The organism is Providencia sp. wls1916 (assembly GCF_009706585.1).
GTDB classification, from domain to species: domain Bacteria; phylum Pseudomonadota; class Gammaproteobacteria; order Enterobacterales; family Enterobacteriaceae; genus Providencia; species Providencia lanzhouensis.
Map to the genome: position 1 here is coordinate 193,517 of NZ_WLUL01000020.1, position 24,432 is coordinate 217,948.

21 protein-coding genes and 1 pseudogene are annotated in these 24,432 nt (G+C 44.2%); 7 read left to right on the top strand and 15 right to left on the bottom strand.

The window, feature by feature from the left end; genetic code table 11:
- Positions 1-273 precede the first annotated feature (273 nt).
- The 11 genes and pseudogenes from hpaA to GKR61_RS14130 form a co-directional block, all read right to left on the bottom strand.
- Positions 274-1,161 (bottom strand): 4-hydroxyphenylacetate catabolism regulatory protein HpaA, encoded by an 888-nt coding sequence (hpaA, locus tag GKR61_RS14080; protein WP_154600412.1) that lies wholly within the window; start codon positions 1,159-1,161, stop codon positions 274-276.
- Positions 1,162-1,456: 295 nt separating this feature from the next.
- Positions 1,457-2,827, bottom strand: a complete 1,371-nt coding sequence (hpaX, locus tag GKR61_RS14085) for a 4-hydroxyphenylacetate permease (protein ID WP_036954007.1) — start codon at positions 2,825-2,827, stop codon at positions 1,457-1,459.
- Positions 2,828-2,981: 154 nt separating this feature from the next.
- Positions 2,982-3,788, bottom strand: a complete 807-nt coding sequence (hpaI, locus tag GKR61_RS14090) for a 4-hydroxy-2-oxoheptanedioate aldolase (RefSeq protein ID WP_272537390.1) — start codon at positions 3,786-3,788, stop codon at positions 2,982-2,984.
- Between the two features lie 10 nt (positions 3,789-3,798).
- Complete coding sequence (hpaH, locus tag GKR61_RS14095; RefSeq protein WP_036954012.1) at positions 3,799-4,602, bottom strand: 2-oxo-hept-4-ene-1,7-dioate hydratase; 804 nt, start codon at positions 4,600-4,602, stop codon at positions 3,799-3,801.
- A 192-nt stretch (positions 4,603-4,794) separates the two neighbouring features.
- Entirely contained in the window at positions 4,795-6,258 is a 1,464-nt protein-coding gene (locus tag GKR61_RS14100; RefSeq protein WP_036954015.1) for an NAD-dependent succinate-semialdehyde dehydrogenase, read from the bottom strand.
- Positions 6,255-7,484 carry a Bcr/CflA family multidrug efflux MFS transporter gene (locus GKR61_RS14105; protein ID WP_187128789.1) on the bottom strand — a complete coding sequence of 410 codons (1,230 nt, stop codon included), beginning with the start codon at positions 7,482-7,484 and terminating at the stop codon, positions 6,255-6,257. The genes GKR61_RS14100 and GKR61_RS14105 overlap by 4 nt, the downstream gene beginning before the upstream one ends.
- 56 nt (positions 7,485-7,540) lie before the next feature.
- Positions 7,541-7,924 carry a 5-carboxymethyl-2-hydroxymuconate Delta-isomerase gene (locus GKR61_RS14110; protein ID WP_036954018.1) on the bottom strand — a complete coding sequence of 128 codons (384 nt, stop codon included), beginning with the start codon at positions 7,922-7,924 and terminating at the stop codon, positions 7,541-7,543.
- A 9-nt stretch (positions 7,925-7,933) separates the two neighbouring features.
- A pseudogene (gene hpaD / locus GKR61_RS14115) lies at positions 7,934-8,815 on the bottom strand (3,4-dihydroxyphenylacetate 2,3-dioxygenase).
- 234 nt (positions 8,816-9,049) lie between these two features.
- The gene (gene hpaE / locus GKR61_RS14120) at positions 9,050-10,516 is read right to left on the bottom strand and encodes a 5-carboxymethyl-2-hydroxymuconate semialdehyde dehydrogenase (protein ID WP_006657319.1); all 1,467 of its coding nucleotides are present in this window, start codon (positions 10,514-10,516) and stop codon (positions 9,050-9,052) included.
- Positions 10,516-11,283, bottom strand: a complete 768-nt coding sequence (locus tag GKR61_RS14125; protein WP_108479481.1) for a fumarylacetoacetate hydrolase family protein — start codon at positions 11,281-11,283, stop codon at positions 10,516-10,518. The genes hpaE and GKR61_RS14125 overlap by 1 nt, the downstream gene beginning before the upstream one ends.
- Positions 11,284-11,285: 2 nt before the next feature.
- Positions 11,286-11,915: a fumarylacetoacetate hydrolase family protein gene (locus GKR61_RS14130; protein WP_036954023.1), complete on the bottom strand. Its 630-nt coding sequence runs from the start codon at positions 11,913-11,915 to the stop codon at positions 11,286-11,288.
- A 461-nt stretch (positions 11,916-12,376) separates the two neighbouring features.
- Here GKR61_RS14130 and hpaR point away from each other — a divergent pair, with 461 nt between their 5' ends.
- Positions 12,377-12,829 carry a homoprotocatechuate degradation operon regulator HpaR gene (hpaR, locus tag GKR61_RS14135; protein WP_036954025.1) on the top strand — a complete coding sequence of 151 codons (453 nt, stop codon included), beginning with the start codon at positions 12,377-12,379 and terminating at the stop codon, positions 12,827-12,829.
- Between the two features lie 275 nt (positions 12,830-13,104).
- Here the strand turns inward: hpaR and GKR61_RS14140 are convergent, their stop codons facing one another.
- The 3 genes from GKR61_RS14140 to cptA form a co-directional block, all read right to left on the bottom strand.
- Positions 13,105-15,111, bottom strand: coding sequence for a BCCT family transporter (locus tag GKR61_RS14140; protein WP_036954027.1), 2,007 nt, complete (start codon positions 15,109-15,111; stop codon positions 13,105-13,107).
- Positions 15,112-15,636: 525 nt separating this feature from the next.
- Positions 15,637-16,092, bottom strand: a complete 456-nt coding sequence (locus GKR61_RS14145) for a hypothetical protein (protein ID WP_036954029.1) — start codon at positions 16,090-16,092, stop codon at positions 15,637-15,639.
- A gap of 205 nt (positions 16,093-16,297) precedes the next feature.
- The gene (gene cptA / locus GKR61_RS14150; RefSeq protein WP_154639849.1) at positions 16,298-18,007 is read right to left on the bottom strand and encodes a phosphoethanolamine transferase CptA; all 1,710 of its coding nucleotides are present in this window, start codon (positions 18,005-18,007) and stop codon (positions 16,298-16,300) included.
- Between the two features lie 368 nt (positions 18,008-18,375).
- Between cptA and GKR61_RS14155 the strand changes: the two genes are divergently transcribed.
- The 6 genes from GKR61_RS14155 (at position 18,376) to GKR61_RS14180 (ending at position 23,393) form a co-directional block, all read left to right on the top strand.
- On the top strand, positions 18,376-19,554 hold the full coding sequence (locus GKR61_RS14155; protein WP_036954033.1) for an ion channel: 1,179 nt from the start codon (positions 18,376-18,378) through the stop codon (positions 19,552-19,554).
- 33 nt (positions 19,555-19,587) lie between these two features.
- Positions 19,588-20,205: a cytochrome c biogenesis heme-transporting ATPase CcmA gene (ccmA, locus tag GKR61_RS14160; RefSeq protein WP_036954035.1), complete on the top strand. Its 618-nt coding sequence runs from the start codon at positions 19,588-19,590 to the stop codon at positions 20,203-20,205.
- Complete coding sequence (ccmB, locus tag GKR61_RS14165; protein WP_036954037.1) at positions 20,205-20,870, top strand: heme exporter protein CcmB; 666 nt, start codon at positions 20,205-20,207, stop codon at positions 20,868-20,870. The genes ccmA and ccmB overlap by 1 nt, the downstream gene beginning before the upstream one ends.
- Before the next feature lie 68 nt (positions 20,871-20,938).
- Positions 20,939-21,325, top strand: a complete 387-nt coding sequence (locus GKR61_RS14170; protein WP_154639850.1) for a thioredoxin family protein — start codon at positions 20,939-20,941, stop codon at positions 21,323-21,325.
- Positions 21,313-22,128 carry a sulfite exporter TauE/SafE family protein gene (locus GKR61_RS14175; RefSeq protein WP_036954041.1) on the top strand — a complete coding sequence of 272 codons (816 nt, stop codon included), beginning with the start codon at positions 21,313-21,315 and terminating at the stop codon, positions 22,126-22,128. Before GKR61_RS14170 ends, GKR61_RS14175 begins: the two co-directional genes overlap by 13 nt.
- A 260-nt stretch (positions 22,129-22,388) precedes the next feature.
- The gene (locus GKR61_RS14180) at positions 22,389-23,393 is read left to right on the top strand and encodes a LacI family DNA-binding transcriptional regulator (protein ID WP_036954043.1); all 1,005 of its coding nucleotides are present in this window, start codon (positions 22,389-22,391) and stop codon (positions 23,391-23,393) included.
- A gap of 58 nt (positions 23,394-23,451) precedes the next feature.
- On the opposite strand, the gene GKR61_RS14185 is transcribed toward GKR61_RS14180, so the two are convergent.
- A complete protein-coding gene (locus GKR61_RS14185) occupies positions 23,452-24,423 on the bottom strand; it encodes an ABC transporter permease (RefSeq protein ID WP_036954045.1) in 972 nt (323 codons plus the stop codon).
- Positions 24,424-24,432: the final 9 nt, after the last annotated feature.

A 24,432-nucleotide genomic window follows, 5' to 3' on the forward strand; every position in this document is an offset into this window, starting at 1 on the left:
AAAGAAATGTGATCTTATCGATATTTTAATATTAATGCTATTTCAATTTCAATATATAAGTCCTTATTTATCATTGAATTATACTTTGTTAAAAACTTAATGGATTTTATTTGATATCATTTTGTTTGATTGTTTTTTGAGCTGTGTATTCACTTTTTGTTTGCTTCTAATAGTACCAGTTGTAACTTTAAAAATAAAAATGCAAGACATCAAAAATGTTTGCATTATGTAAAATAATTTAAAGGGGGATGCTAAAATTTTGATATCCGCGATCTAGTGGATATTTTGTTCACGCCATTGGCTCGGAGAGGTACCTTCAGAGCGATTAAAAAAGCGGGCAAAATAGGCTGGATCTTTAAATCCAAGTTGATAAGCAATTTCAGAAACGGGGCTATCGCAAAATAGCAGCATGCGTTTGGCTTCCCGCAAAATCCTGTCGAAAATAAGCTTTTTAGGTGGGCGGTTGGCAAATCGCCGGCACATATCTTTTAAGCGAGATTCGGTGACGCCGAGCTTATCCGCATAGTCAGGGACAGAGAGATGCTCACGATAATGCATATCGATAAGCTGATTAAAACGTTGGAATAATCGATGTTCACCACGAACGCCACTAACATGATGCTCGTCAAGGGGGACAGAGCGCAGTAAAAAGGTAAATAAGGCTTGGGCAAGCGAAGATAGCACTTGGTCTCGACCAATATAGTTATTCGCAGATTCCCGCGCCATTAAATCCCAATAATGATTAAAAGTTTCAATGTCTTGGGGTTTATCCGCGACAGATAAACAAATCGCGGGAATATCGACTCTATCCAGATTGGCTGAATAAAGAGACTCCAACAGCGGCGAAATTAAATCTTGCCGCACGGTTAATACATGCCCGTCAGTGTCTTCTTGAGTAAAAAACGCATGGGCGACAGAAGGGGGCGTCAAAATAAATAGCGGTGCCTGCACAGAATAACGAGACTCATCCAGCTGGAGAGTAATATGCCCAGTGACTAAATAGTGTAATTGGAAATAGCCATCGTGACGATGCGCGGGCATGTCGCGACCGAAGAAGGCGGCGAGTTTGCCGAAGGTTTGGTAGTGGACGTCGTCATTACCCAGGACGTCATCGTAGTCCTTCCCAATATCTATGTTATTGATCAATTCTTTCCCCTTCATTCTTCAAGCCGCAGCGTTGTTGGCTTCATGAGTCAACCCTAGTCACATACTCAAGTATGCTCCCAGGGATTAACTCATTCGCCGCCTAGCTGCAACTCGAATTATTTTGGGGAATTACTCCCCTTTAACCTACAGATTTGTGAACATTAGGCAGCCACTGAGAATTCTGCCTGTAGCATAGTTAACTGCAACTCGAATTATTTTGAACAATATTTAAGGGGGATTAAATAAATTCAATTTTTCCGATCTGTTGCAGCACTCATTTTTAGCTAACAAAACTATATAATTCTACCGCTTACGGTGTGGCTCTTGGTCTTGAGTTTTTCATTGGGATGGCGATGACCAGAAGGGCGCCGACCACCAGCAAACCGGCAACAAAATAGAGACCAGAATTGAAGCTACCCGTTTGATCTTTTAGCCAACCGATTAATAGTGGGCTGACCGCGGAACCTATATTACCTGTTGCGTTGATTACGGCAATACCGATTGCGCGAGCGCGTAAACTGATCGACTGATCTGGCGTGGTCCAGAAAACGGCCATAGCAGTAAACGAACCGGTGGACGCCATAATGATCCCCAATAATTGGAGTATCGGCTGATGAGTCATCGCTGCGATGATCCAACCTGCCGCCGCAAACAAATACGGTAACGCAGTGTGCATCTTACGCTCTTGCAAGCGATCTGAGCGGCGACTCCAATAAATCATCCCCAAAATCGTACAGAATTGAGGGATCGCAGTTAATAGCCCAATCATGGCATTACTACTGCCCTGATTAAAACTCTGCATAATTTGTGGCGTCCAAATATTAATGGCGCTCAACGTGTTAGTTAGACAGAAATAAGCCACGGTATACATTAAGATCACCGGGGTGAAAATCTCTTTCCACAAGCTGCTATTTTGCAGCGCAGTCTGGCTTTTTGAGCCGTGTGGCTGCACAAGCTCTAACTGGTCTTTATCCATCATCTCTTGCAGGGTGTCTTTATCTTCCTGAGTCAGCCATTTCGCTTTCTTCGGAGAATCATCCAGATAGAACCACACTAAAATACCCAGCAGAACGGATGGGAAACCTTCCAGTAAGAACAACCATTGCCAGCCTTTCAGATTTAACACACCATCTAGCCCTAAAATATAACCAGAAGCTAGTGAACCAAATGCCATAGTAACTGGCATGGCAATCATAAACAGAGCGTTAGCACGTGCGCGGAAATAAGCGGGGAACCAGTAAGTTAAGTAAACTAACATTCCCGGTAAGAAGCCTGCTTCAGCAATACCCACCAGCATGCGTAAAATATATAAGCTGGTTGGCCCAGTCGCGAACATAGTGGCAGTGGAGGCAATACCCCATAGCACCATGATAGTGGCAATCCAGCGACGTGCGCCGACAATGCCAAGCATGATGTTACTTGGAATACCAAAAATAATGTAGGTGGCGTAAAACAGCGTCGCTGCCAGACCAAACATGGTGGACGTTAGACCAATGTCTTTCCCCATTGTTAGCCCCGCAAAGCCGATATTAATTCGGTCTAAGAACGAGAAAACAAACAGAACAAACAGAAATACGATCAGTCGTTTAAAAAGCTTATTAATCACCCGCTGTTGCGGTTCGGTAAGGTTCTTATGTTGCTCTGCAGGGTTGGTGCTAGCAACATTCTGTGAATGACTCATTATAATGCCCTCTAATTACAATTTATTATAGGTACAAGGGTCTACTAGGCAGTCATTTGGGCTGCCTTGTTGTGGTTGCGATTTTATTGCTTACTATCTAGGTCGCTCATGAGCGTAGGGTAAAATTGAGCGACCTAGAGGAGTTCAGATTGCTTTAGTACACGCTAGATGCGCTGTTATCCATATCGGAAACCGTTTTACCGAATTTTGCGGCAAGGGCTTCAGCGGTGCGCGCTAGTAATGTGGTATCCACGCCAACGGCGACAAACAAGGCGCCGAGCTTAATATAGTGTTCTGCGATATCCGGTGCCGCCATCAAAATTCCTGGCGCTAAACCTGCCGCACGAATTTGCTTAATGGCATCTTCAATCACCGCTTTCACTTCAGGATGGTTTGGATTGCCAGAAAAGCCCATATCCGCACTCAGATCCGCAGGACCGATAAAGACACCATCAACCCCTTCAACGTTGAGGATCTCAGGCAGATTTTTGATAGCTTCGCGGGTTTCCACTTGGACAATCACGCACATTTCATCGTTAGCGCGTTTTAAATAATCGGGAATACGGTTCCAGCGAGAGGCGCGCGCTAAGGCGCTGCCCACCCCACGAATTCCCGCGGGTGGATAACGAGTTGAGCGTACCGCTTGCTCTGCTTGTTCTGCATTTTGCACCATCGGCAGTAACAGCGTTTGTGCACCGATATCCAGCAATTGCTTGATAATCACTGGCTCATTCCACGCCGGACGAACTACCGGTTGTGATGGATAAGGGGCGATTGCTTGTAATTGCGCTAAGGTCGTTTGCACATTGTTTGGTGCATGTTCACCATCGATCAACAGCCAATCAAATCCAGCACCAGCAACCAGCTCAGCACTGTATGGGCTGCACAATCCTAGCCATAAACCAATTTGTGGTTTGCCTGTTTTCAGGGCTTTTTTGAATTTATTTTCTAACAGATCCACAGTGAACTCCTTATGCAAAGCGGCAGCTAATTGAGCCCATCACGCCGTAGTCAACGTGGAAAACATCCCCTTTACGAGCAGGAACTGGGCGAGTGAATGAACCGCCAAGGATAATTTGTCCCGGCTGTAACTCCACATTGTGTGGGGCTAATTTATTGGCTAACCATGCCACGCCATTGGCAGGGTGGTTGAGAACCGCCGCTGCAACGCCAGATTCTTCGATCACGCCATTACGATAAAGCAGGGCGCTGATCCAACGCATGTCTAAATCACGAGGTTTAATCGGACGTCCACCTAAGATCACCGCGCCGTTTGCCGCGTTATCTGAAATGGTGTCGAACACTTTACGTGGGCGGTTAGTGTCAGGATCGATATTGTGGCAACGGGCGTCGATCAGCTCTAAAGCGGGGATCACATAGTCCGTGGCGTTATACACATCAAATAAGGTGCAGTTAGGGCCGCGCAGCGGTTTTGCTAACACGAATGCCAGTTCAACTTCGATACGCGGAACGATAAAGCGATCCGTTGGAATATCACAGCCATCATCAAAGAACATATCATCGAGCAGTGCGCCATAATCAGGCTCATCAATCTGGGAACTGGCTTGCATCGCTTTGGATGTCAGACCGATTTTATGCCCTTTTAATACGCGCCCTTCCGCCAGTTTTAAGCCAACCCACTCTTTTTGAATGGCATAGGCATCTTCAATGGTCATTTCGGGATGATCCAGTGAGATTTGACGGATTTGCTGGCGGCTTTTTTCCGCTTGGTTTAGGCGTTGAGCGATTGTTGAAATGGTATCTTGTTGCAACATCTTATTTTTCCTTTTGCACCTCAGCTCGTCATACTTCGAGCTATAACTACGTTAGCTTCACGATAGGCTTGCGCCTATCCCCTAGTCACACGGTATGCTCCTAGGGGATTAGTCTCATTTACTGTTTTGTTCTAACTTGAATTATTTAGAGCTAAGATTTTAAAAGCGAAGACCGCCAGCTAATGTTTCTTTCTAATTAGAAAGACCACCAAAGCAGAGATATTTCACTTCCAGATAATCTTCGATTCCGTAACGGGAGCCTTCACGACCAAGTCCTGACTGCTTAATACCACCAAACGGAGCCACTTCATTTGAAATAATGCCTTCGTTAATACCCACCATGCCGCTTTCTAATGCTTCAGCCACACGGTAGATACGTCCGATATCACGTGAATAAAAATAGGAGGCCAGACCAAACTCAGTGTCGTTGGCAAGGTCGATAGCTTCTTGTTCATCACGGAATTTAAATAATGGCGCTAATGGACCAAATGTCTCTTCTTTCGCCACTTTCATGGATTCAGTCACATTGACTAATACCGTCGGTTCGAAGAACAGACCACCAAGGCTGGATGATTTACCGCCCGCAGCGATGCTCGCACCTTTAGCAACGGCATCCGCAATGTGCTCAGACACTTTATCCACGGCAGCTTGGTTGATAAGCGGGCCTTGCTCAGAATCAGCTTGGGTTGCTGGACCAATTTTTAATGCGCTCACAGCTTTCGCTAGGCGAGCCGCAAACTCATCGTAAACACCTTCTTGCACTAAAATACGGTTTGCACACACGCAAGTTTGTCCGCTATTACGGAATTTAGCGGCTAAAGCCCCTTGAACCGCAGCGTCTAAATCCGCATCGTCAAATACGATAAATGGTGCGTTACCGCCTAATTCCAGTGACATTTTTTTCACGGTATCTGCGCACTGTTCCATCAGCAATTTACCCACGCGGGTAGAACCGGTGAAGGTCAGCTTGCGAACAATCGGGCTAGATGTCATGACCGCACCAATCGCTTTGGCATCGGTACCTGGAACGATATTGAATACGCCAGCAGGAATACCGGCTTCTTCACCTAATGCTGCTAATGCCAGCGCCGATAATGGGGTTTCAGCCGCAGGTTTTAATACCATGGTGCAACCCGCTGCGAGGGCAGGACCGACTTTGCGGGTGATCATCGCATTCGGGAAGTTCCAAGGGGTGATAGCAGCGACCACACCCACAGGCTGCTTGATGGTCACTAAGCGGCGACCCGGCAGTGGGGATGGGATAGTTTCACCGTAAGTACGTTTACCTTCTTCGGCAAACCACTCAATAAAGCTGGCTCCGTAGGCAATTTCGCCCATGGATTCATTGATGGATTTACCTTGCTCAGTACTCAGGATCTGCGCAAGTTCTTGTTGGTTTTCCATCATTAAACGGAACCATTTGTTCAGAATTTGGCTACGTTCTTTCGCGCTTTTGGCACGCCATGCTGGCAATGCTTTTTCTGCGGCTTCAATGGCTTGTTGAGTTTCAGTTGCACCCACATTACTGACGCGAGCAATCACTTCTCCATTTGCCGGGTTAGTCACATCAAACTGGCTACTGTCTTGGGCATTTACCCATTGACCATTAATGTAAGCCTGCTGGCGGAATAATTTAGAATTGGTGTTTAAGCTCATTTTTCGTTGTTCTCCGAAGACACTGAATGAACGTGCGCGTGGACATTTTTAGCGGACAAGCGTTGGCTTGAAAAACTCAGTCCGGCACAAATCGCCATTACGAGTGCCATAGCAAATGGGGATTCATCTTGTAGTATGGACACTGCAACACTGGCAAGGGCTGCCAAGGCAAACTGAATTGAGATGGCGAGCGCACTGGCGCTGCCTGCGATTTTCCCTCGGTGTTGCAGTAACAGTGACAAACTGTTGGTGCCGATAGCATTAACCATCGATAGGAACAGAACCACTAGGATAACAATAATTGGTAGGCTTTGTTGATAGAAAATTAACAACAGAACACCAAAAATCAATTGGATACCGCTTTGCATGCCCAAAATTCGTGGCAGGCTATACACCTTGAGCAATCGGACATTCAGCAGCAACATGGCAATCATGCCCAAAATATTGCAGCCAAACAGCAGCCCATAATACTGTTCAGAAACACCAAAGTAGTTGATATACACAAACGGTGAACCACTGATAAAGGCGAACATACCGGCAAAAGAGAATGCCATAGTGCCAATAATGCTTAGTGCTTCTCGGTCTGTGAGCACCAACCGATAATTATGAAAGGCGACACCGACTAAATTGCGGGATTCACGCTGATGAGGCAAGGTTTCAGGTAGCAGTAAGAAAATCGCTGAAACAGAGCACAGCCCCACGGCCGCGAGAACATAGAAAATCACCTGCCACTCAAAATGAATTAATAAAAAACCGCCCACTAATGGTGCTAATAATGGGGCTATCATGGTGACTAATGTCATCAGTGATAACACTTTAGGCAGCTCGCTAGAAGGATACACATCACGGGCAATGGCGCGCGCCATCACTATCGCTGCACCACTTCCAAATGCTTGCAATGCTCTAAAGGTAATTAAGGCTTCTGAGCTGGTGGCTTGCGCGCATAACAGGCTGGCGAGGGTGAAAATCGCCAGCCCACTGAGCAACATTTTACGGCGCCCCAGCAGGTCGCTCAGGGGACCATAAAACAGCATGCCGACACAGAAGCCCGCAAAGAATGCCCCGAGGGTGTACTGCATTTGTCCTTGGGTGGCATTCAGTGCTTGCGCCATTTGTGGCAAGGCTGGCAAGTACATATCAATCGATAGGGGACCGAACGCCACCAGTGAACCCAGTAACGGGATCAACCAGCGCGGTATCGGTCTATTGGTAAATGAAATTGGCATATTGCCCCCTATCGATATTCATCAATCACGATTTAAATTTTTATGACTTAAGCTTTTTATGATTTAAACAGTGCATGCACATTGTTCTGCTTATAGTTCAGAACAGGGTCAAGCTCTTCCATAGTGAAAGAGAGTGCCAAGTAACGTTTTGCCATCAGAGAGGCAAAATGGGTTTTGATCAGATCAAACAGCATTTCCCCAGTTTTTTGGCGATCTTCGAGGGAGCGACCCGCACCAATTTTTAAGGTCATATGCACAAACGCGTAATCGTGTTTGCCATCCGCCATTTGCCAAGTATCCAACCAGATTGCGCGGCTACGAATGCCCCCTAATGGGAAAATTCCAGTGCCAGCTAGCGCGCTGTTTACTTTAGCGAACAGCTCGGGTAGGGCTGCTTCTTCACGAATGTTGTCGGTGCATTCAGCATAAAAATGAGGCATATCTGCTCCTTATGCGTTGGCTGTTTGTTTGTCAGTGATAAATTTTGGTAGTGGGAAAATCGCGTTGATTTGCCCAGTTCCAGAGCTGGCGAACAGGTCAGTTAACACTTCCACTTTCTCATCATATTTATCCTAGCCCAGCAGACCCAGTAACATCACGGTGTCATGCATGTGACCTTCGCCATAGCAGTAATCCGCGTACTCCGGCAGCATTTTGCAGAACTCAGCAAAGCGACCTTCACGCCACAGTTTGACGACGCGTTTGTCCATTTGCTCATCGAATTCGCGGGTATAGCTGTTCATGCCGTCTTCTGCACGATGGTCATCGATAAAGCGGTGAGACAGTGAGCCGCTCGCGAGTACCGCCACGGTACCGTCATATTTTTCAATCGCAGTCAGTACGGCTTCGCCTAATTTACGGCTAGTTTCAAAGCTGTGTGAGGTACAGAATGCGGAGATAGAGATCACTTTAAAGTGGCGATCGCTGTTCATATAACGCATTGGAACCAGCGTCGCGTACTCTAGAGTTAGGCTTGGAATTTCATGAGCTTGAGCACGAACGCCTAGCTTGCGAGCTTCTTCACCGATCATCTGACCCAATACAGAGTTGCCGTCATACTCATATTCCATATCGCGGATAAAGTGTGGCAATTCATTACTGGTATAGATGCCTTTGAAGTGATCGGCGCAGTTAATGTGATAAGCGCTGTTAACCAGCCAGTGAGTGTCAAAAACGATAATGGTGTCGACGCCGAGTTCACGGCAGCGACGACTGATTTCTTTGTGCCCATCGATGGCGGCTTGGCGACAACCGTGGTTTTTGCCCGGCAGTTCAGATAGGTACATTGATGGGACGTGTGTTATTTTTGCCGTTAGTGCCAACTTACCCATGTCTTTTCCCCTTCGCTTATCCGTCATACTTCGCGCTGTAGCGTTGTTGGCTTCATAAAGTCACCCTAGTCACATACTTCAGTATGCTCCTAGGGATAACTTCACTTGCCGCCTAGCTACAACACGAATTATTTAGGATAAGTAGCTAAATTAATTATCATTGATTCAAAATTACATATAATTCAAATCGTATAGATTACTTAATTGATTGAAGAATAATGGTATTTCAATAAATTACACACCCCAGCGTGGGATGTTGTGGTCGCCGTAGGAGATACAAACGTTCTTCATTTCGGCGAAGACTTCGAAGCTATACTCGCCGCCTTCACGACCCACGCCAGAGGCTTTTACGCCGCCGAATGGTTGACGTAAATCACGGACGTTTTGGGTGTTAACAAACACCATGCCCGCTTCGATATTGCGAGAAAGACGCAGGATCTTGCTGACATCTTGAGTCCAAATATAAGACGCCAGACCATACTCAACATCGTTCGCCATACGCAGACCATCTTCTTCGGTCTTGAATGGAATTAAACAAGCGACGGGTCCGAAGATCTCTTCTTGAGCCACACGCATGCGGTTGTCCACATCCGCCAGAACCGTTGGGCGTAGGAAATGACCATTTTTCAGATGAGCTGGCAGATCCGTTGGTTTGTCTGGACCACCCGCTAACAGAGTTGCACCTTCTTCCATACCAATACGGATATAACCAGATACTTTGTTCCAGTGCTGTTGGCTGATCAGGGCGCCCACTTGGGTTTTTGGATCGGTAGGGTCGCCGACGATCAGGCGATTTGCACGCTCAGCAAAGCGTTTCACAAATTCTGGGTAAATGCTTTCTTGGATGAAAATACGTGAACCCGCGGTACAGCGCTCTCCATTGATAGAGAAAATAGTGAACAGCGCGGCATCCATTGCACGTTCAATGTCGGCATCTTCAAAAATCAGAACCGGAGATTTACCGCCTAATTCCATTGAGTATTTTTTCAGACCCGCGTTTTGCATAATGGCGCGACCAGTTGCGGTGCCTCCTGTGAAGGAGACTGCACGAACGTCATGGTGTTTTACCAGAGCGTCACCCGCAGTAGCACCATAACCTTGCACCACGTTCAGTACGCCCGCAGGGATACCCGCTTCAAGGGCTAATTCACCTAAACGGTTTGCAGATAGCGGAGACAGTTCAGACATTTTCAGAACCGCGGTATTACCCAGCGCTAAACACGGTGCTGTTTTCCATGTTGCGGTCATAAATGGCACGTTCCATGGCGAGATTAACCCGCACACACCCACTGGCTGGATCAGGGTGTAGTTCATCATTTTGTCGTCAACCGGATAGGTGCGACCATTCATTTGCTGGCAAATTTCAGCAAAGAATTCAAAGTTGTGTGACGCGCGAGGGATCAGAACGTTTTTAGTTTGGTGGATAGGTAAACCGGTATCGTTGGTTTCCATCTCAGCAATTTGCGGAACGTTTTCGTCGATCAGCTCACCTAAGCGGCGCATTAAGCGTGCGCGTTCTTTCATTGGCGTGTTTGCCCACTTAGGGAAGGCTTCTTTTGCAGCGGCAACCGCTTGGTTTATTTCGTCTTGACCGCCGGATGCCACTTCCGCTAATACTTCACCCGTTGCTGGGTTAGTGGTTTCGAAATACTCTTTGCTTTCAACGTTTTTGCCGTTGATCCAATGGTTAATCTTAGTCATCACACTCGCTCCTCATACTCTTTTTCGCTGATAATGGTATTGATCAGCCTGCCCACACCTTCAACTTCAACGATCACTTCATCACCTGGAACCACATCGGACAGCCCTTTTGGCGTGCCCGTTGCGATCATGTCCCCTGGTTGCAGTGTCATAAAGTCACTCAGGTAGGCAATTAAAAATGGGATATTAAAAATCAGATCCGCGGTGGTGCCTTTTTGACGCAATTCACCATTAACGTAGGTGTACAGTGCGAGGTTGTGTGGATCTTTAATATCTGATTTGTCTACCATCCATGGGCCGATTGGCGTCAATGTATCGCGGCTTTTTACGCGTAGGTTTGGACGGTAGTAGTTCTCTAAATAGTCACGGATAGCGTAGTCATTACACACGGTGTAACCCGCGACGTAATCCATGGCATCTTCTTGGGACACTTTGTGAGCCGCTTTGCCAATAATCACCACCAGCTCAGACTCATAGTGCATATATTCAACATTGTCTGGGCGAACGGATACTTGGCGGTGACCTGTTAAGCTGTTTTCAGCTTTGATAAAAATCAGAGGCTCTTCTGGTGGCTTAAATTCTAATTCAGTGGCGTGGTCGGCATAGTTCAGACCCAACGCGAATAAAGTACCTTGTGCAGGTGGTAGCCATTCAACATCTGCGCTATCGCCAGAGATCACGTTGCCATTTGGCAGTTTGATAGCTTCGTTGTCACCGACAGTGACGGAATACTCAGTGCCTTGATAACGAATTTTTGCGTGTTTCATGATTATTGTCCTCCTGCCGCAACAACGCTGTTCTTGAGGCTTGGGAAGCCAGCTGCTTGGATCTCAACCTGATCACCCGGTTTGATGGTGACGCGCTGATGAGGAGTGCCCAGTAAAATCACGTCCCCTTGTTTTAGGGTTGCGAAGTCGCTCAATGCAGCCACTAATTCGCTTGCGCTACGAACGAGATCCTTGGTTGACCATCTGTCAGCTTCTTTGCCGTTAATCAGTGTCACTATCTCAACAGGTGAAGATAACGACGTTTTCACTAACTCGCCGATTGGGCAGAAAGTATCACGGCATTTTGCTTTAATCGCAGGGCGGTAGAAGGTGTCTTCTGGCAGGCTAACTTCATTCGCCAGTGCAAAGCCAGCAATGAACTCCAACGCATTTTGTGCAGTCACTTTGCGTGCATCTTTACCAATCACCAGCGCCAGCGTTGCACCGCTTTGTACTTCTTCACCAGCAGGATGCAGGATGTTATCCCCGGAATTAATGCGTGTATTACGCGGCTTAATAAACCACACAGGTGTTTTCGGTGGGGTTTTATAAGGGGCTTGCTGGAACGCCTCGAGCCAATGATCAAGTTGGCTTTGATGGTTGAGGGCAACGGCAAAAACAGTGCCTTTCATTGACAACTCCTTATTAAAGAGATCGATTCTGAGTAATTATTAATATATTAATAAAGTATTATTTTGTAATAAGCAATAGCTTTATGGAAATGTTAATTTTAATTGTGATCTTATTAACATAATAAAGGGGTCTTCATGTAACTGACTGTATATAATGAGTTTATTATTTTTTTAACTTTTAAAAATTTACAATATATTAACTTTGATTTTTTGATAAAATTTATTTACTCATTAATATTTTGGTGTTTTTCTTTGTGATTGTTAGTACTGCATGCTACTCTTGCATTTAAGATAATTGAGTGTGTTGCAGTTACCCTATGATTTATTGCTAACCCTAAAGCGACGTTAAAAACCGTCGCGTTAAAAATGGCAGCGTTAAAAATGGTAACCAGCACGGAGGCTGACTAACCCCCGGTAGTGGGTGTTTCATAACTTTAAATAGCGTGGTGAGTTTTAAGCTTATGCATGAATCATTGACAATTGCATTATTACAGGCGCGAGAGACCGCAATGGGCTTCTTTCGACCGATATTAAAGTCCTATAATTTGACCGAACAGCAATGGCGTATCATTCGCGTGTTAGCGGATAATCGCTCTATTGATTTTCATGAATTATCAGTGCAAACCTGTATTTTGCGTCCAAGCTTAACGGGGATTTTGACTCGTATGGAACGCGAAGGGCTTATTTTCCGTTTAAAGCCATTGAATGACCAACGTAAACTGTATGTCTCACTGACCCCTACAGGGCAAGAGTTGTATGACAAGGCACGTCAGGAAGTTGAAGAGGGTTATCAAAAGATTGAACAGGCTTTCTCTCAAGAGAAAATGCAGCAACTGACGGCTCTGCTGGATGAGTTGATTGCGCTGGAGAGCCCGGATTATAGTAGTATTATGGATAGAAGCAAGACAGCCTAAATACTCGTCATACTTTGAACCGCAGCGTTGTTGGTTGCGCTCAGCTACTCGGGTCACATACTTGTGTATGCTCCCCGAGATAGCTTCTCTTACCGCCTAGCCGCAATTCAAATTATTTAGAGTATAACTTTTTTCATACTTTGAACCGCAGCGTTGTTGGTTGCGCTCAGCTACTCGGGTCACATACTTGTGTATGCTCCCCGAGATAGCTTTTCTTACCGCCTAGCTGCAATTCAAATTATTTAGAGTATTGTTTTTCTGGCATATTTTAGTGATCACTTGCCGAGCAAGTGCAAGAAGTGAATATGTTTTTCATACTGGTCGAGGATGTCATGAATGATCTGCTCTTTCGCCCAGCCCATCACGTCGTAATCCTGCCCACCTTCTTTTAAGTGAATTTCTGCGCGATAGTATTTTTGCTCTTCACTGCGCTCTTCATCACTGTCTGTTCCCATACCTGCCAGGGCAAAGGCCGGCTGAATATAGTAACGTAGGCGAACTTCGTATAAAAAGTTCATATCTTCGCCTAAATCCACCTCAAATCCGATCCTATCGTCTTTATCGGTATGGATATGGCAAACCGTGCCTTGCTTGGCGAGCTCCTCAGAAACCATCTCCATGGATGGCTTCACGGACTCTTCCATAAAGCGTTTTACATGAGCGCGTTTCGGGAAATAGACAATATTACGTAAGCGGCGCTGCCACGGAATCGGGTTACGGCTTGCGGTTGGGGCGATAGTGGCTAATTGTTGGCTATCACGCTTATAGGCATCCACTCGTAACGCTTTGAATAATCCATAAATGGAGACAAGCAGAACAGCGGCGAATGGCAAGGCACTAGCGATGGTTAAGGTTTGCAGCGCCTGCAATCCTCCCGCCAACAGCATGGTGATTGCCACAACACCCATTAATCCAGCCCAGAAAATACGTTGCCAGACTGGCGTATCGGAATCGCCACCCGAGGCGAGGGTATCGACCACCATGGCACCGGAGTCTGCGGAGGTGACAAAGAATACCACCACCATCAACATGGCGAAGAAAGATAATACTGTTGAGAACGGGAAGTAAGTTAGAAATTCAAATAGGGCGAGTGACACATCCGATTGCACCGTTTCTGCCAGTCGGGTTGCCCCTTGGTTTTTGATTAAATCAATGGCGGTATTACCAAAGAACGTCATCCACATCAGGGTAAAGCCCGCAGGAACAAACAGAACGCCAGTGACAAACTCACGAATGGTACGACCGCGAGAAATTCTTGCGATAAACATCCCAACAAATGGTGACCATGATAACCACCAGCCCCAATACAGCAGCGTCCAACCCCCTAGCCAATCACTGGATTTAGGTTCGTAGGCATACAAGTTAAACGTTTTGCTGACGATCTCTGAGAGATATCCCCCCGTATTTTCAACAAAGGATTTTAGCAATAAGACCGTCGGACCTAAGATCACAATCAACAGTAACAACAGGAAGGCGAGACCGAGGTTCAGCTCAGATAAAATACGGATCCCTTTATCTAATCCAGAGACGACGGATAAAGTCGCGAGAGCGGTGAAGGCGATAATCAAGCCAACTTGCACGGTTTCATTCACCGGTAAACCGAACAGATGGTTCATTCCCGCGTTAACTTGCAGTACCCCAAAGCCAAGAGAGGTCGCGACACCAAATACGGTACCGACTACCGCAAACACATCGACAGCGTGACCTAAAGGACCATAAATTCGGTCACCAATAATCGGATATAGGGCTGAGCGCAGGGTAAGTGGCAATCCGTGGCGATAGCTGAAAAAGGCCAGAATCAAGGCGACAATGGCGTAGATAGCCCAAGCGTGTAATCCCCAATGGAAGAACGTCAGGCGCATGGCTTCTTTGGCGGCTTCTACGGTTTGCGGATCCCCTACTGGTGGATTGAGATAGTGCATGACGGGCTCGGCAACGCCGAAGAACATCAAGCCGATCCCCATTCCAGCGGAGAACAACATGGCAAACCACGAGACATAGCTGAAGTTGGGCTGTGCATGATCAGGACCTAATTTTATCTGTCCATAACGCGAGAGTCCCAGATAAGTCACACTCAACAAAATGATGGCTACAGCGAGAATGTAGAACCAACTGGCGTTGTTAAATAGGTTCTTTTGAAGATGACTTAGATGAGATTCTGCCATTTCAGGCATTAAGGCGGCAAAACCGACGATAAGCAGAATAATGATAGCCGAACTGTAAAACACAGGGGGGCTGATTTTGGTGCGTACTTTTTTGTTTTCAGTCACGTTTTGACTCATAACGACCTTCTTTGATTTTTATTTTATTTTTTGCATACCAATCTTAAGGGGGCATGCGGCGAGCTGTCCTTCTGAATGAAACAATAGGTTATTGCGAAAGGGTTTCCCTATAGGAAACGAAATAGAAAGAACAATAAAATGGTTAAATTGTGAGCGTTGATAACGGTGATTTATGGCTGAATTATCAACAAAAATTGGTAAGTGGTAACCCCCTTTGAAGCCTGTGATGAACAAAAAACGAAAGGGTATACTGCCATGGCAGGCATCAATGATCAACCTAAGCGGTAAAATGAAAATAAACAAAGGGTGTAAATTTCATTTTATTTATCAATTCATTGTTTATTTATCTTACTGTATTTTGGTGTTATTTATGGAAATGTAGCCAAGTGAGCAAAAGAGATAATTATGTGGCTAAAAATAGCCTTAAAGCGGGCTAAATAGCAAAATGAATTAACGCTTATGCGCATAAAAAAAGCAGACAATATCAGTCTGCTTTGGAATGAAAAAAGGGGAAAATGCGATGATTTATTTCTTCGCATCATTCTCTGATTTTAACGCTTCGGTTTTGTCTTTAGCGTCAGTGGCGAGTTCGTCAGCCTTGTTAATGGCATCCGTTTTCATGTCTTGCGCTTTTTCTGAAAACTCACTAGATGCTTTGTCATACTGTTCTTTGAGTTTATCGGCCGAGTCAGATGCGTCTTGTTTCAGCTCATCCGCTTTTTTCTCACCTTGGTCTGCTAACTCTTTGGCTTTGTCTGAGAGTTCAGATGCTTTGTCTGAAGCATCGTTTTTCACATCTTGCGCGGTGGCTTTTGCGCTATCAGATAACTCAGTCGCTTTTTGCTCAGTCGCATCTTTTAACTGGGTAGCTTTTTCTTCGACTTGTTGAACCGCATCGTCTTTTTTTGATGAGTCATCGCAGCCAGCGACAAGGGTTAAAACGCCAGCAACAACAAGAGAAGAAATGATTTTATGTTTCATTATTAATTCCTTAACAGGTCATGTTAGAAAAATACTAATTAAACGGTAAATTCATTTGGGGCTAAAATACCGACATAAACACATCAAAATGTAGCACACGAAATGGAAAAAGATCCATGTGGCGTCTGTAAAGATGTGTGGAAAGGTACTTGTGTGGGAAGGAGAGAGCGCAAGTGAGTAAACACCCACTTGCGCTGATTGAGGGTTATTTCTTTAAGTCGTCATACAGCATCATGGATGCTTTATTTTCTGGGTCACCAATCCAACGAGGTTGTGGTTGGTACTCATTGTTAATCAGACTTTTTTGTGGCTCAAATCCGGTGTACTTGAAACCTGCCAAATCAGACCATGTATAGATAAAATCCATATTGCTGTATGGGCGAGCAGTTTTATCTTTCAAGTCAAATTGATGAGTCTGTAACCATTCTGGCGACTGCCATACTAAGAATGGAACGTTGTACATCACTTTGCTTGGTTTGCCTTCACTACGACCTAACATTTCATGTGGCGGCGTGTCGTAAACATCTTCACCATGATCGGAGAAGAAGACTAAGAAACCATTTTCTTTTGAAGAATCGAAATCTTTAATCAGCGTAGAAACCACATAGTCATTGTAATGCTGAGCATTATCATAGGCATTGTAATCTTTGATTTGGTCGCCTTTTAAGTTGGTTGGCACTGGGCTATTGCTATCGGTGAAGATGGCTTTATCTTCAGGATAACGGAACTCATAGCGCATATGGGTACCCAACAGGTGCACCACAATAAATTTCTTCTCAGCAGGATCAGCTAAGGCTTCTTTGAATGGGTCAAGCACCACGTCATCATAAATACGGGAGCTTTGCGCCATATCGTTGTTCAAATAATATTGCTTATCGGTTTGACGAGAGAACGCCGTTAGCAGCGTATTTCGCTCGGTCATGGTTTGCTGATTGGTGATCCAGAATGTTTTAAAGCCCGCTTGCTTCATCATATTCATAATCGATGGGCGGGAATTAAACAGATCAGGCTCAGTTTCTGAAGCAAAAGTTAAAATCTGTTGCAACGCTTCGATGGTATAAGGGCGTGGCGTGACCACATCATTAAAGACCGTCAAATTGTTTGGATACTGTTTTTCCAGTTGATCAAGCTCTGGCGTTGTTTGACGAGAATAGCCATACAAGCTCATTCTGTCGCGGCTGGTGGATTCATCAATCACTAACACAAACGTTCTTGGGGTATTGCCATTGGCATCAACAAAGTTTTCTAACGGTGGAATTTTGCTGTTGTCGCGGATTAATTCTTCCATGTTTGCCAGCTGGTTCTTATACAGGAAGTAACCACTTACAAACTGCCATGGTGCGGCATACGCTAATTTACTGTTAACGTAGGAAACGACGTTCTCAAAAGGACGTTGCTGTTTGATGGCTTTGTTGTAGTAAGGCACACCAAATAGCACGATCAGAACGAGCGCGGACACAATCACACGTCCAGGTACTGGCAACGTGACAGGTTTTAAACGTGTCCATAGGAAAATAGCGCCGAGGGTGTAAGCCAAAATCACCGCAATCACTTTAAAGCTCAGATATTGGCGTAAGAATTCACCCGCTTCGTTGGTGTTGGTTTCGAACATCACAAACATCACGCTTTGGGATAATTGATGCCCATACACCACGAAATAAGCAAGAGCGACGACCGAGGATAGCCATAAAACAATCCCGATTAAGCCTGCTACTAGTTTGATTTTTCTAGGGAAAAATAGTGCGGGAACGAGCCAGAGTGAGCTATAGAGTAGAGAATCTCTTAACCCGATGGTATTACTTTGCCCGGTGATAACCACATACAGCTGTAATAAAGATGAAAAATACCAGAAAAATATTAGCAGCCAGAACAAGGACATCCAGCTAAACTTTCCTGCTTTTATCGAATTAACCATAAATTTTTAGCTCTTAATTATTAGTTTCGTTAAGTAACAATCAAAACATAGTCGAAAAATCGTTTTTTAGATAGATAGTTATCGAGTAAGTTCAAATTATATTAAGAATGTGTTTATTGTTTTATTGTTTATTGTAGATGCAGATAAGAACTAATTTATTACATTGTTTATCAATGATTTTTAAATCATTTATAAATTTTTCTTTTTGGCGCTCATTTAATGATTAACCTATTAAGAAATGAGGCTTTCCTTCACATTTTTCATTTATTGCATAAGCAATGGAATTGATATTATTCTTTGTTAATCTATTAGCTAGAAATACTGATGGCATTTAATTGATAGGGGATGCTTAATGCGAGGCATAAACGATGCTAGATAACGCCTTTGTGGCTTTTTTGAAATCCGCTTTAGCCGTGAGAATTCTGCTCTCCATTTTGATTATTGTTGATGGCGGGCTCATCTTAAAGCCCATCTTAAGTGCTTACACGGACTATATCGATTGGCGCCAAAGTGGATTTACCGAGTGGTTAAAATCCTTAGGGTTTATGAAATTGCTGGATATTCCCCGCTTCTTGTTGGGTATCTCGCTTATCTTTCTTTCGCTATTTATGATCAATGGCGCGCGCATTGCATGGGTTTTCGCACTCTTATTATTGGCAATCATTGCTTTTGTTGACTTAAAAGTGGCGACGGAACATGTGCGACAAGGTTATTTCTCTTTTGGCTTGTTTGTCGCATTAACACTCTTTTGGAAACTGTACCCTCGACACAGTATCAGTAGCGCGGGGTTTGTGGCGCTCACCTGTATTATTTCATTATTGCTCTATTCCATTTTCGGTACGCTGTATATCGGCGATGAATTCTTACCCGTTGTGAAGGATGGCACCACGGCATTTTATTTTGCGCTGGTGTGTATGACGACTGTAGGGTTTGGCGATATTGTTCCTGTCACCCTGGATGCTAGGGTCTTTACGGTGACTGTAATTATCTTAGGGATCACCATTTTTACTACCTCCGTAGTGTATGTGGTAGGCGTATTAGCCAAAGGTACCAAAGAGATTGTTCGCAAGAGGTTTTCATATATGAAAAATCATTATGTGGTGATTGGTAGTACACCGATGGCGGTTAACGTCTATCAAGCACTGAAAAAACGGGAACTGCCTGTCGCCGTGATTTGCCAAGAAAGTCACCGCAGCCACTATCCCGAAAAAGATAATATCGTGACAGGAGACCCAACGGACTCCGCTTTATTGGCAGAAGCCAATGTGAAACAGGCGAAATGTGTGCTGATCATGACCGATAGTGACTCGTTAAGTACCTTTGCCTTGCTCGGTGTAAAAGCGCAATCGGGCAGTAAAAGCGAAGCAAAAACCGTGGTATTGGTTAACCAAGAATCAAACATGGATAAAATCCGTTTGCTGAACCCGGATATGCTGTTTTCACTCTCGTCCCTTGGCTCGGAAGTTTTGATGCAAGTGCTTTGCGGTGAAACAATTTCTAATGACAGCATTAGTGATATGCTGCTGAACAAAATTACAAAAAGCTAGCGACCTCACGGATGTTAAAAGGAACTCAGCCCCATGTTAAGTGCGGATAAAATTACCTGCCATCGACAAAATAGAACGCTATTTCGGCAGCTGGATTTTTCGGTTATGCCGAACCAAATTTTGCAGGTAGAAGGACCTAACGGGGCAGGTAAAACCACACTGTTACGCATGATGGCTGGGTTATTAAAGCCGGATGAAGGTGAAATTTTATGGCAGCAGCACTCCATTGAAAAACTTAAGGAAGAGTTTACTCGCCACTTGCTGTATCTGGGGCATAAACCGGCTGTAAAATCACTGTTAACCCCCTATGAAAACCTGAAGTTTTATTACCAAATGCACCACCAAGAACCTGAAGGCGACAAAATTTGGTCTGCGCTAGAAGAAGTCTCTTTGATGGGGTATGAGGATATTCCTGTCGGGCAGCTTTCAGCAGGGCAACAGCGCCGAGTCAACCTTGCCCGCTTATGGTTAAGCGATGCGCCACTGTGGATTTTGGATGAGCCATTCACGGCTATTGATGTGGCGGGGGTAAATCGTTTAACTGAGTGTTTTCATCAACATGCAGAGCAAGGTGGCATGATTTTATTTACGTCGCACCAAGCGATGACAGGGCACTTTGGGACATTAAAACTGACAGGTGGGTACGAGTGATGTTTTGGCTATTAATAAAAAGAGAGCTTAAAATTGCCTTTCGTAGCTTCTCCGAATTGGTTAACCCACTGTGGTTTTTCTTAATCGTCATCACGCTTTTTCCATTGAGCATTGGCCCTGAACCGCAATTATTGGCACGGATCTCTGTGGGGATTTTTTGGGTTGCCGCCATTTTATCGTCGTTGCTTTCGTTAGAACGTTTATTTAAAGATGACTATCTGGATGGCTCGTTAGAGCAATTATTACTGGCACCACACCCTCTGTTTATCACAGTTTTAGCCAAAGTGATTTCCCACTGGCTAGTGACGGGACTGCCTCTGGTGCTACTGTCTCCTGTTGCAGCGGTAATGTTATCAATTAATGGCGACACATTATTGGTGCTAGCGGGGACGTTACTGCTAGGAACGCCAGTATTGAGCTTTATTGGTGCGATTGGTGCTGCGCTCACCGTATCATTAAAAAAGGGGGGCGTACTGGTCAGTTTACTGGTGCTACCGCTGTATATTCCGGTGTTAATTTATGCGACGGGCACGATGGAAGCATACAGTTTTAATATGCCTCTTGGCGGATATTTTGCGATCCTCGGCGCACTATTTGCCGCAAGCATCACCTTTTCTCCGTTGGCAATTGCTGCCGCATTGAAGATCAACGTGAGTAACAGCTAGGGGAGATTTTTTCCAACTGAGCTGATACAGTCGGTGATGTGATGCTCAGTGTAAAAGGAAAAAACGTCATGCCCGCTGTTCCCTTCATCAGTAGCGATAATTTTAGCCGGCTGTTATCTGACCCGATGCAGCCGAGCGGGCAATGGGCGTTAATCTATTTTTGTGCATCATGGTGCCAGCCATGTAAGAGCATGCAGCCTATCTATTTACAACTCACGGATTACTTTTCTGATAATGGTACGCACTTTGGCGGTCGTATAAATTTTGGTGGCAGTATACATTTTGGAATAGTAGATATCGCTCAATCTCCGACAATAGCCCCTCAGTATGGAATTAAATCCGTGCCTTCCATTGCGCTTTTCCATGATTCTCGTCTTGTGGATTTAATGGCAGGGGGATATCGACTTTCACAGCTGATTACTCAAATAGAAAATAGGTTGCTATGTTCACATTGATATTAGAAGGTTTGGTGATTGGCTGCCTATTAGGATTAACGGGCGCTGGTGGTGGTATTTTAGCGGTTCCTGCCTTGATGACATCTCAAGGATGGGGCGTTGCACTCGCCGCACCAGTGGGGTTATTGGCCATTACATTGGCGGCATTAGTTGGTGCTATTCAAGGGCTTATTCAGCAGAATATTCGTTATAAAGCGGCTATTTGGATTGCGTTAATTAGCATTCCTACCGCGAAATATGGCGTTTATTTAGCACAAATTGTTTCACCCCAATGGCTGACTTTAGCATTTAGTCTCGTGATGCTGGTGGTTGCATATCGTATTGTTTTTAAGAAAGTAATTAAAGATGATGATGCTCCGTGCAAAATAAACCAGCAAACAGGAAAATTTATTTGGAATATCAAAACGGCATCTATATTAGGGGGAATTGGATTAGTTGCTGGATTACTGACGGGGCTATTAGGTGTAGGCGGCGGGTTTATTATTGTGCCTGCAATGAAAAAGTTCACCAATTTAAACCTTAAAAGCATTATTGCCACCTCGCTGATGGTGATATTCCTCATTGGCAGCATTAGTATTTCAATTAATATATTGAATGGTTTTGAATATCCATTAGAGGTGAGCGCAACTTTTATTTTAGCCTGCGTTTTAGGGCTGGTTGTTGGGCGTTTTTTGATTGGCTATATCCCTGTTAATATTGTTCAAACTATATTTGCATTATTGGTTGTTTTTGTTTCATTTTATTTGTTATATTCAATTTTTATTTTTATAAAAAATAATGGAATCCCCAGTTTTTTAATATAATAACTTCATTTCCACTACTCATTTATTAGTGGTTTTTCAGTTATTTTACTTTTAAAATATTTTTTATATTTGGCTTGATTCAAATTGAGAATATTAGGCATAAGATGCTATTGGTTTGATGTATAAGAAAGAAAACTGATTTATCTTCAATGATAAACAGGTATAATGGATTAATCGCAATTCTTATTCAGCAGCGACATCAACAGGACACGCTATACCCTACCAAATACAATAATCATTACAGGTTGACTAGCATAAATATGACTAAACAAGATAGTTCAACAACCATCATTGATATCGCCAAACGCGCGAATGTGACCGATATTACGGTATCTCGAGCTTTTAATCACCCAGAATTGGTAAAAAAAGAGACGCGAGAAAAAATACTCGCTATCGCGCAAGAATTAAATTATGTCCCCAATGTATTTGCTCGGAATTTAAAGAATAAAAATAGCCGCATTATTGGGGTTGTTACGGACAGTACCTTTAACCCGTTCTATGTTGTATTAATCCAGACGGTTTCCCGCTTAGCGAAAGAGAAAGGGTATCAGGTGATGATCTTTGATACCGATAGCGATGAAAAAGCCGAGCAAACGGCTATTGAAACCTTAGTCAGCTATAAGGCTAGCGGTATTTTACTTTCGCCTGTGCGTGACGATAAAGCCTATCAACCGAGTTATTTATCACTGATTGATCAGCATAAAGTCCCTCTGGTTTTTGTTGACCGTTCTATTTATGGCAAAGATTACCCTGGGCTATTTTTGAAGAACTTTGAAATCGGGGCATTAACCGGTAAATATCTCAATCAGCAACGCAGCGAAAATACCTTAATTGTCTCAGGGCCTGAGCATTCTGAAATTAGTCTTTCACGCTTAGCGGGTATTTATGATCAATTTACTAACCGTAAAAATATTCATGTCCTGTACAGTAGTTATATTTTTAGTAAGAAAGATGAAGAGTATTTAAGAGAAAAAATAAAAGAACTCTATACACCCAATATGTATATCGTGGGCTTAAACGGAATTATTACCGCGGGGATGTACAAAATTATTTCTGAACTCGGATTATCTTGCCGTTATTTCTCGGTGGACTTACCGCCTTATGCTGATACTTATCATTTATCGATTTCAGGCGTTCACCATGACTCAGTTTATTTAGGTAAACGAACAGCGGAATTACTGTTTGCAGAGATAGAAGGTGGTACCACTAAAGAAACGGGTTCCAAGCAAATTTTCGTCAATGGAAAACTTGTGACTTACGATTAAAAAAATAAGGATTTCATCATGAAATCCTTATTTGTTGTTTTTCGTAACAGCGTGAAAATCAACGCTTCATTGAGCTAATTAAGGTTGCGCCCCAGATAATTAGACCTTTTACAATATATTGAACGTACGGTGAGATACCCAGAAGGTTCAAGCCATTGTTTAGTACACCTAAAATCATTGCACCGATCAATGTGCCGATGATCATCCCGCGACCGCCTGCGATAGATGCACCACCCAAAACGACTGCTGCAATAGCATCAAGTTCAAAACCGACACCGGCATTAGGCTGACCGCTCATAACGCGAGAGGTAAAAATCAGTCCGGCAAATGCGGCAGTGAAACCACTGATGACGTACACCAACATTTTATAGCGCTCAACGCGGATACCACTTAAACGCGCCGCCTCTTCGTTACCGCCAATGGCATAAATATAGCGGCCGAATGGAATATGATTAAGCACCACATAAAAAATCAGATACAGACCTAGCATTAATAGGATAGGTACCTGAATTCCCATCAACTCTTCACGTCCCCAAAAAGCAAACTCTTGAGGTAAGCCAGAAATAGGGTAGCCACCGGTGTAAATTAGCGCTAAGCCTTTCGCAATAATCATGGCGCCTAAGGTCACGATAATTGGCGGCATTTTACCGTAAGCAGTTAAAATCCCATTAATAAATCCAAACGCGATACCAGATAACAGACCCAGAGCAATGGCAATGGAAGGATCCATACCATAATATTTCATTAATCCAGCCATCAATGTACCGGATAGCGCCATCACCGCCCCAACGGAAAGGTCGATCCCTCCGGTTAAGATGGCAAATGTCATCCCGATAGCAATGATTGCATTAATAGAAACTTGGCGGGCAATAGTAGATAAGTTATTTACCGTTAAAAAATGCTCATTAAAAATGGACATACAAGCAAATAAAATAATTAACCCAACGAGAGGTAAAAATGCCGGTATCTTGGTTAATTTGGCAAAATTAAATTTATTCTTCGCCAGTGGAATTGTACTTTGGTTAGACATAGTCATGAT

Coding starts and splice junctions, on each gene's coding strand:
- hpaA (WP_154600412.1), bottom strand. CDS start 1,161: ATGAAGGGGAAAGAATTGATCAATAACATAGATATTGGGAAGGACTAC.
- hpaX (WP_036954007.1), bottom strand. CDS start 2,827: ATGAGTCATTCACAGAATGTTGCTAGCACCAACCCTGCAGAGCAACAT.
- hpaH (WP_036954012.1), bottom strand. CDS start 4,602: ATGTTGCAACAAGATACCATTTCAACAATCGCTCAACGCCTAAACCAA.
- GKR61_RS14100 (WP_036954015.1), bottom strand. CDS start 6,258: ATGAGCTTAAACACCAATTCTAAATTATTCCGCCAGCAGGCTTACATT.
- GKR61_RS14105 (WP_187128789.1), bottom strand. CDS start 7,484: ATGCCAATTTCATTTACCAATAGACCGATACCGCGCTGGTTGATCCCG.
- GKR61_RS14110 (WP_036954018.1), bottom strand. CDS start 7,924: ATGCCTCATTTTTATGCTGAATGCACCGACAACATTCGTGAAGAAGCA.
- hpaE (WP_006657319.1), bottom strand. CDS start 10,516: ATGACTAAGATTAACCATTGGATCAACGGCAAAAACGTTGAAAGCAAA.
- GKR61_RS14125 (WP_108479481.1), bottom strand. CDS start 11,283: ATGAAACACGCAAAAATTCGTTATCAAGGCACTGAGTATTCCGTCACT.
- GKR61_RS14130 (WP_036954023.1), bottom strand. CDS start 11,915: ATGAAAGGCACTGTTTTTGCCGTTGCCCTCAACCATCAAAGCCAACTT.
- hpaR (WP_036954025.1), top strand. CDS start 12,377: ATGCATGAATCATTGACAATTGCATTATTACAGGCGCGAGAGACCGCA.
- GKR61_RS14140 (WP_036954027.1), bottom strand. CDS start 15,111: ATGAGTCAAAACGTGACTGAAAACAAAAAAGTACGCACCAAAATCAGC.
- GKR61_RS14145 (WP_036954029.1), bottom strand. CDS start 16,092: ATGAAACATAAAATCATTTCTTCTCTTGTTGTTGCTGGCGTTTTAACC.
- cptA (WP_154639849.1), bottom strand. CDS start 18,007: ATGGTTAATTCGATAAAAGCAGGAAAGTTTAGCTGGATGTCCTTGTTC.
- GKR61_RS14155 (WP_036954033.1), top strand. CDS start 18,376: ATGCTAGATAACGCCTTTGTGGCTTTTTTGAAATCCGCTTTAGCCGTG.
- ccmA (WP_036954035.1), top strand. CDS start 19,588: ATGTTAAGTGCGGATAAAATTACCTGCCATCGACAAAATAGAACGCTA.
- ccmB (WP_036954037.1), top strand. CDS start 20,205: ATGTTTTGGCTATTAATAAAAAGAGAGCTTAAAATTGCCTTTCGTAGC.
- GKR61_RS14170 (WP_154639850.1), top strand. CDS start 20,939: ATGCCCGCTGTTCCCTTCATCAGTAGCGATAATTTTAGCCGGCTGTTA.
- GKR61_RS14175 (WP_036954041.1), top strand. CDS start 21,313: ATGTTCACATTGATATTAGAAGGTTTGGTGATTGGCTGCCTATTAGGA.
- GKR61_RS14180 (WP_036954043.1), top strand. CDS start 22,389: ATGACTAAACAAGATAGTTCAACAACCATCATTGATATCGCCAAACGC.
- GKR61_RS14185 (WP_036954045.1), bottom strand. CDS start 24,423: ATGTCTAACCAAAGTACAATTCCACTGGCGAAGAATAAATTTAATTTT.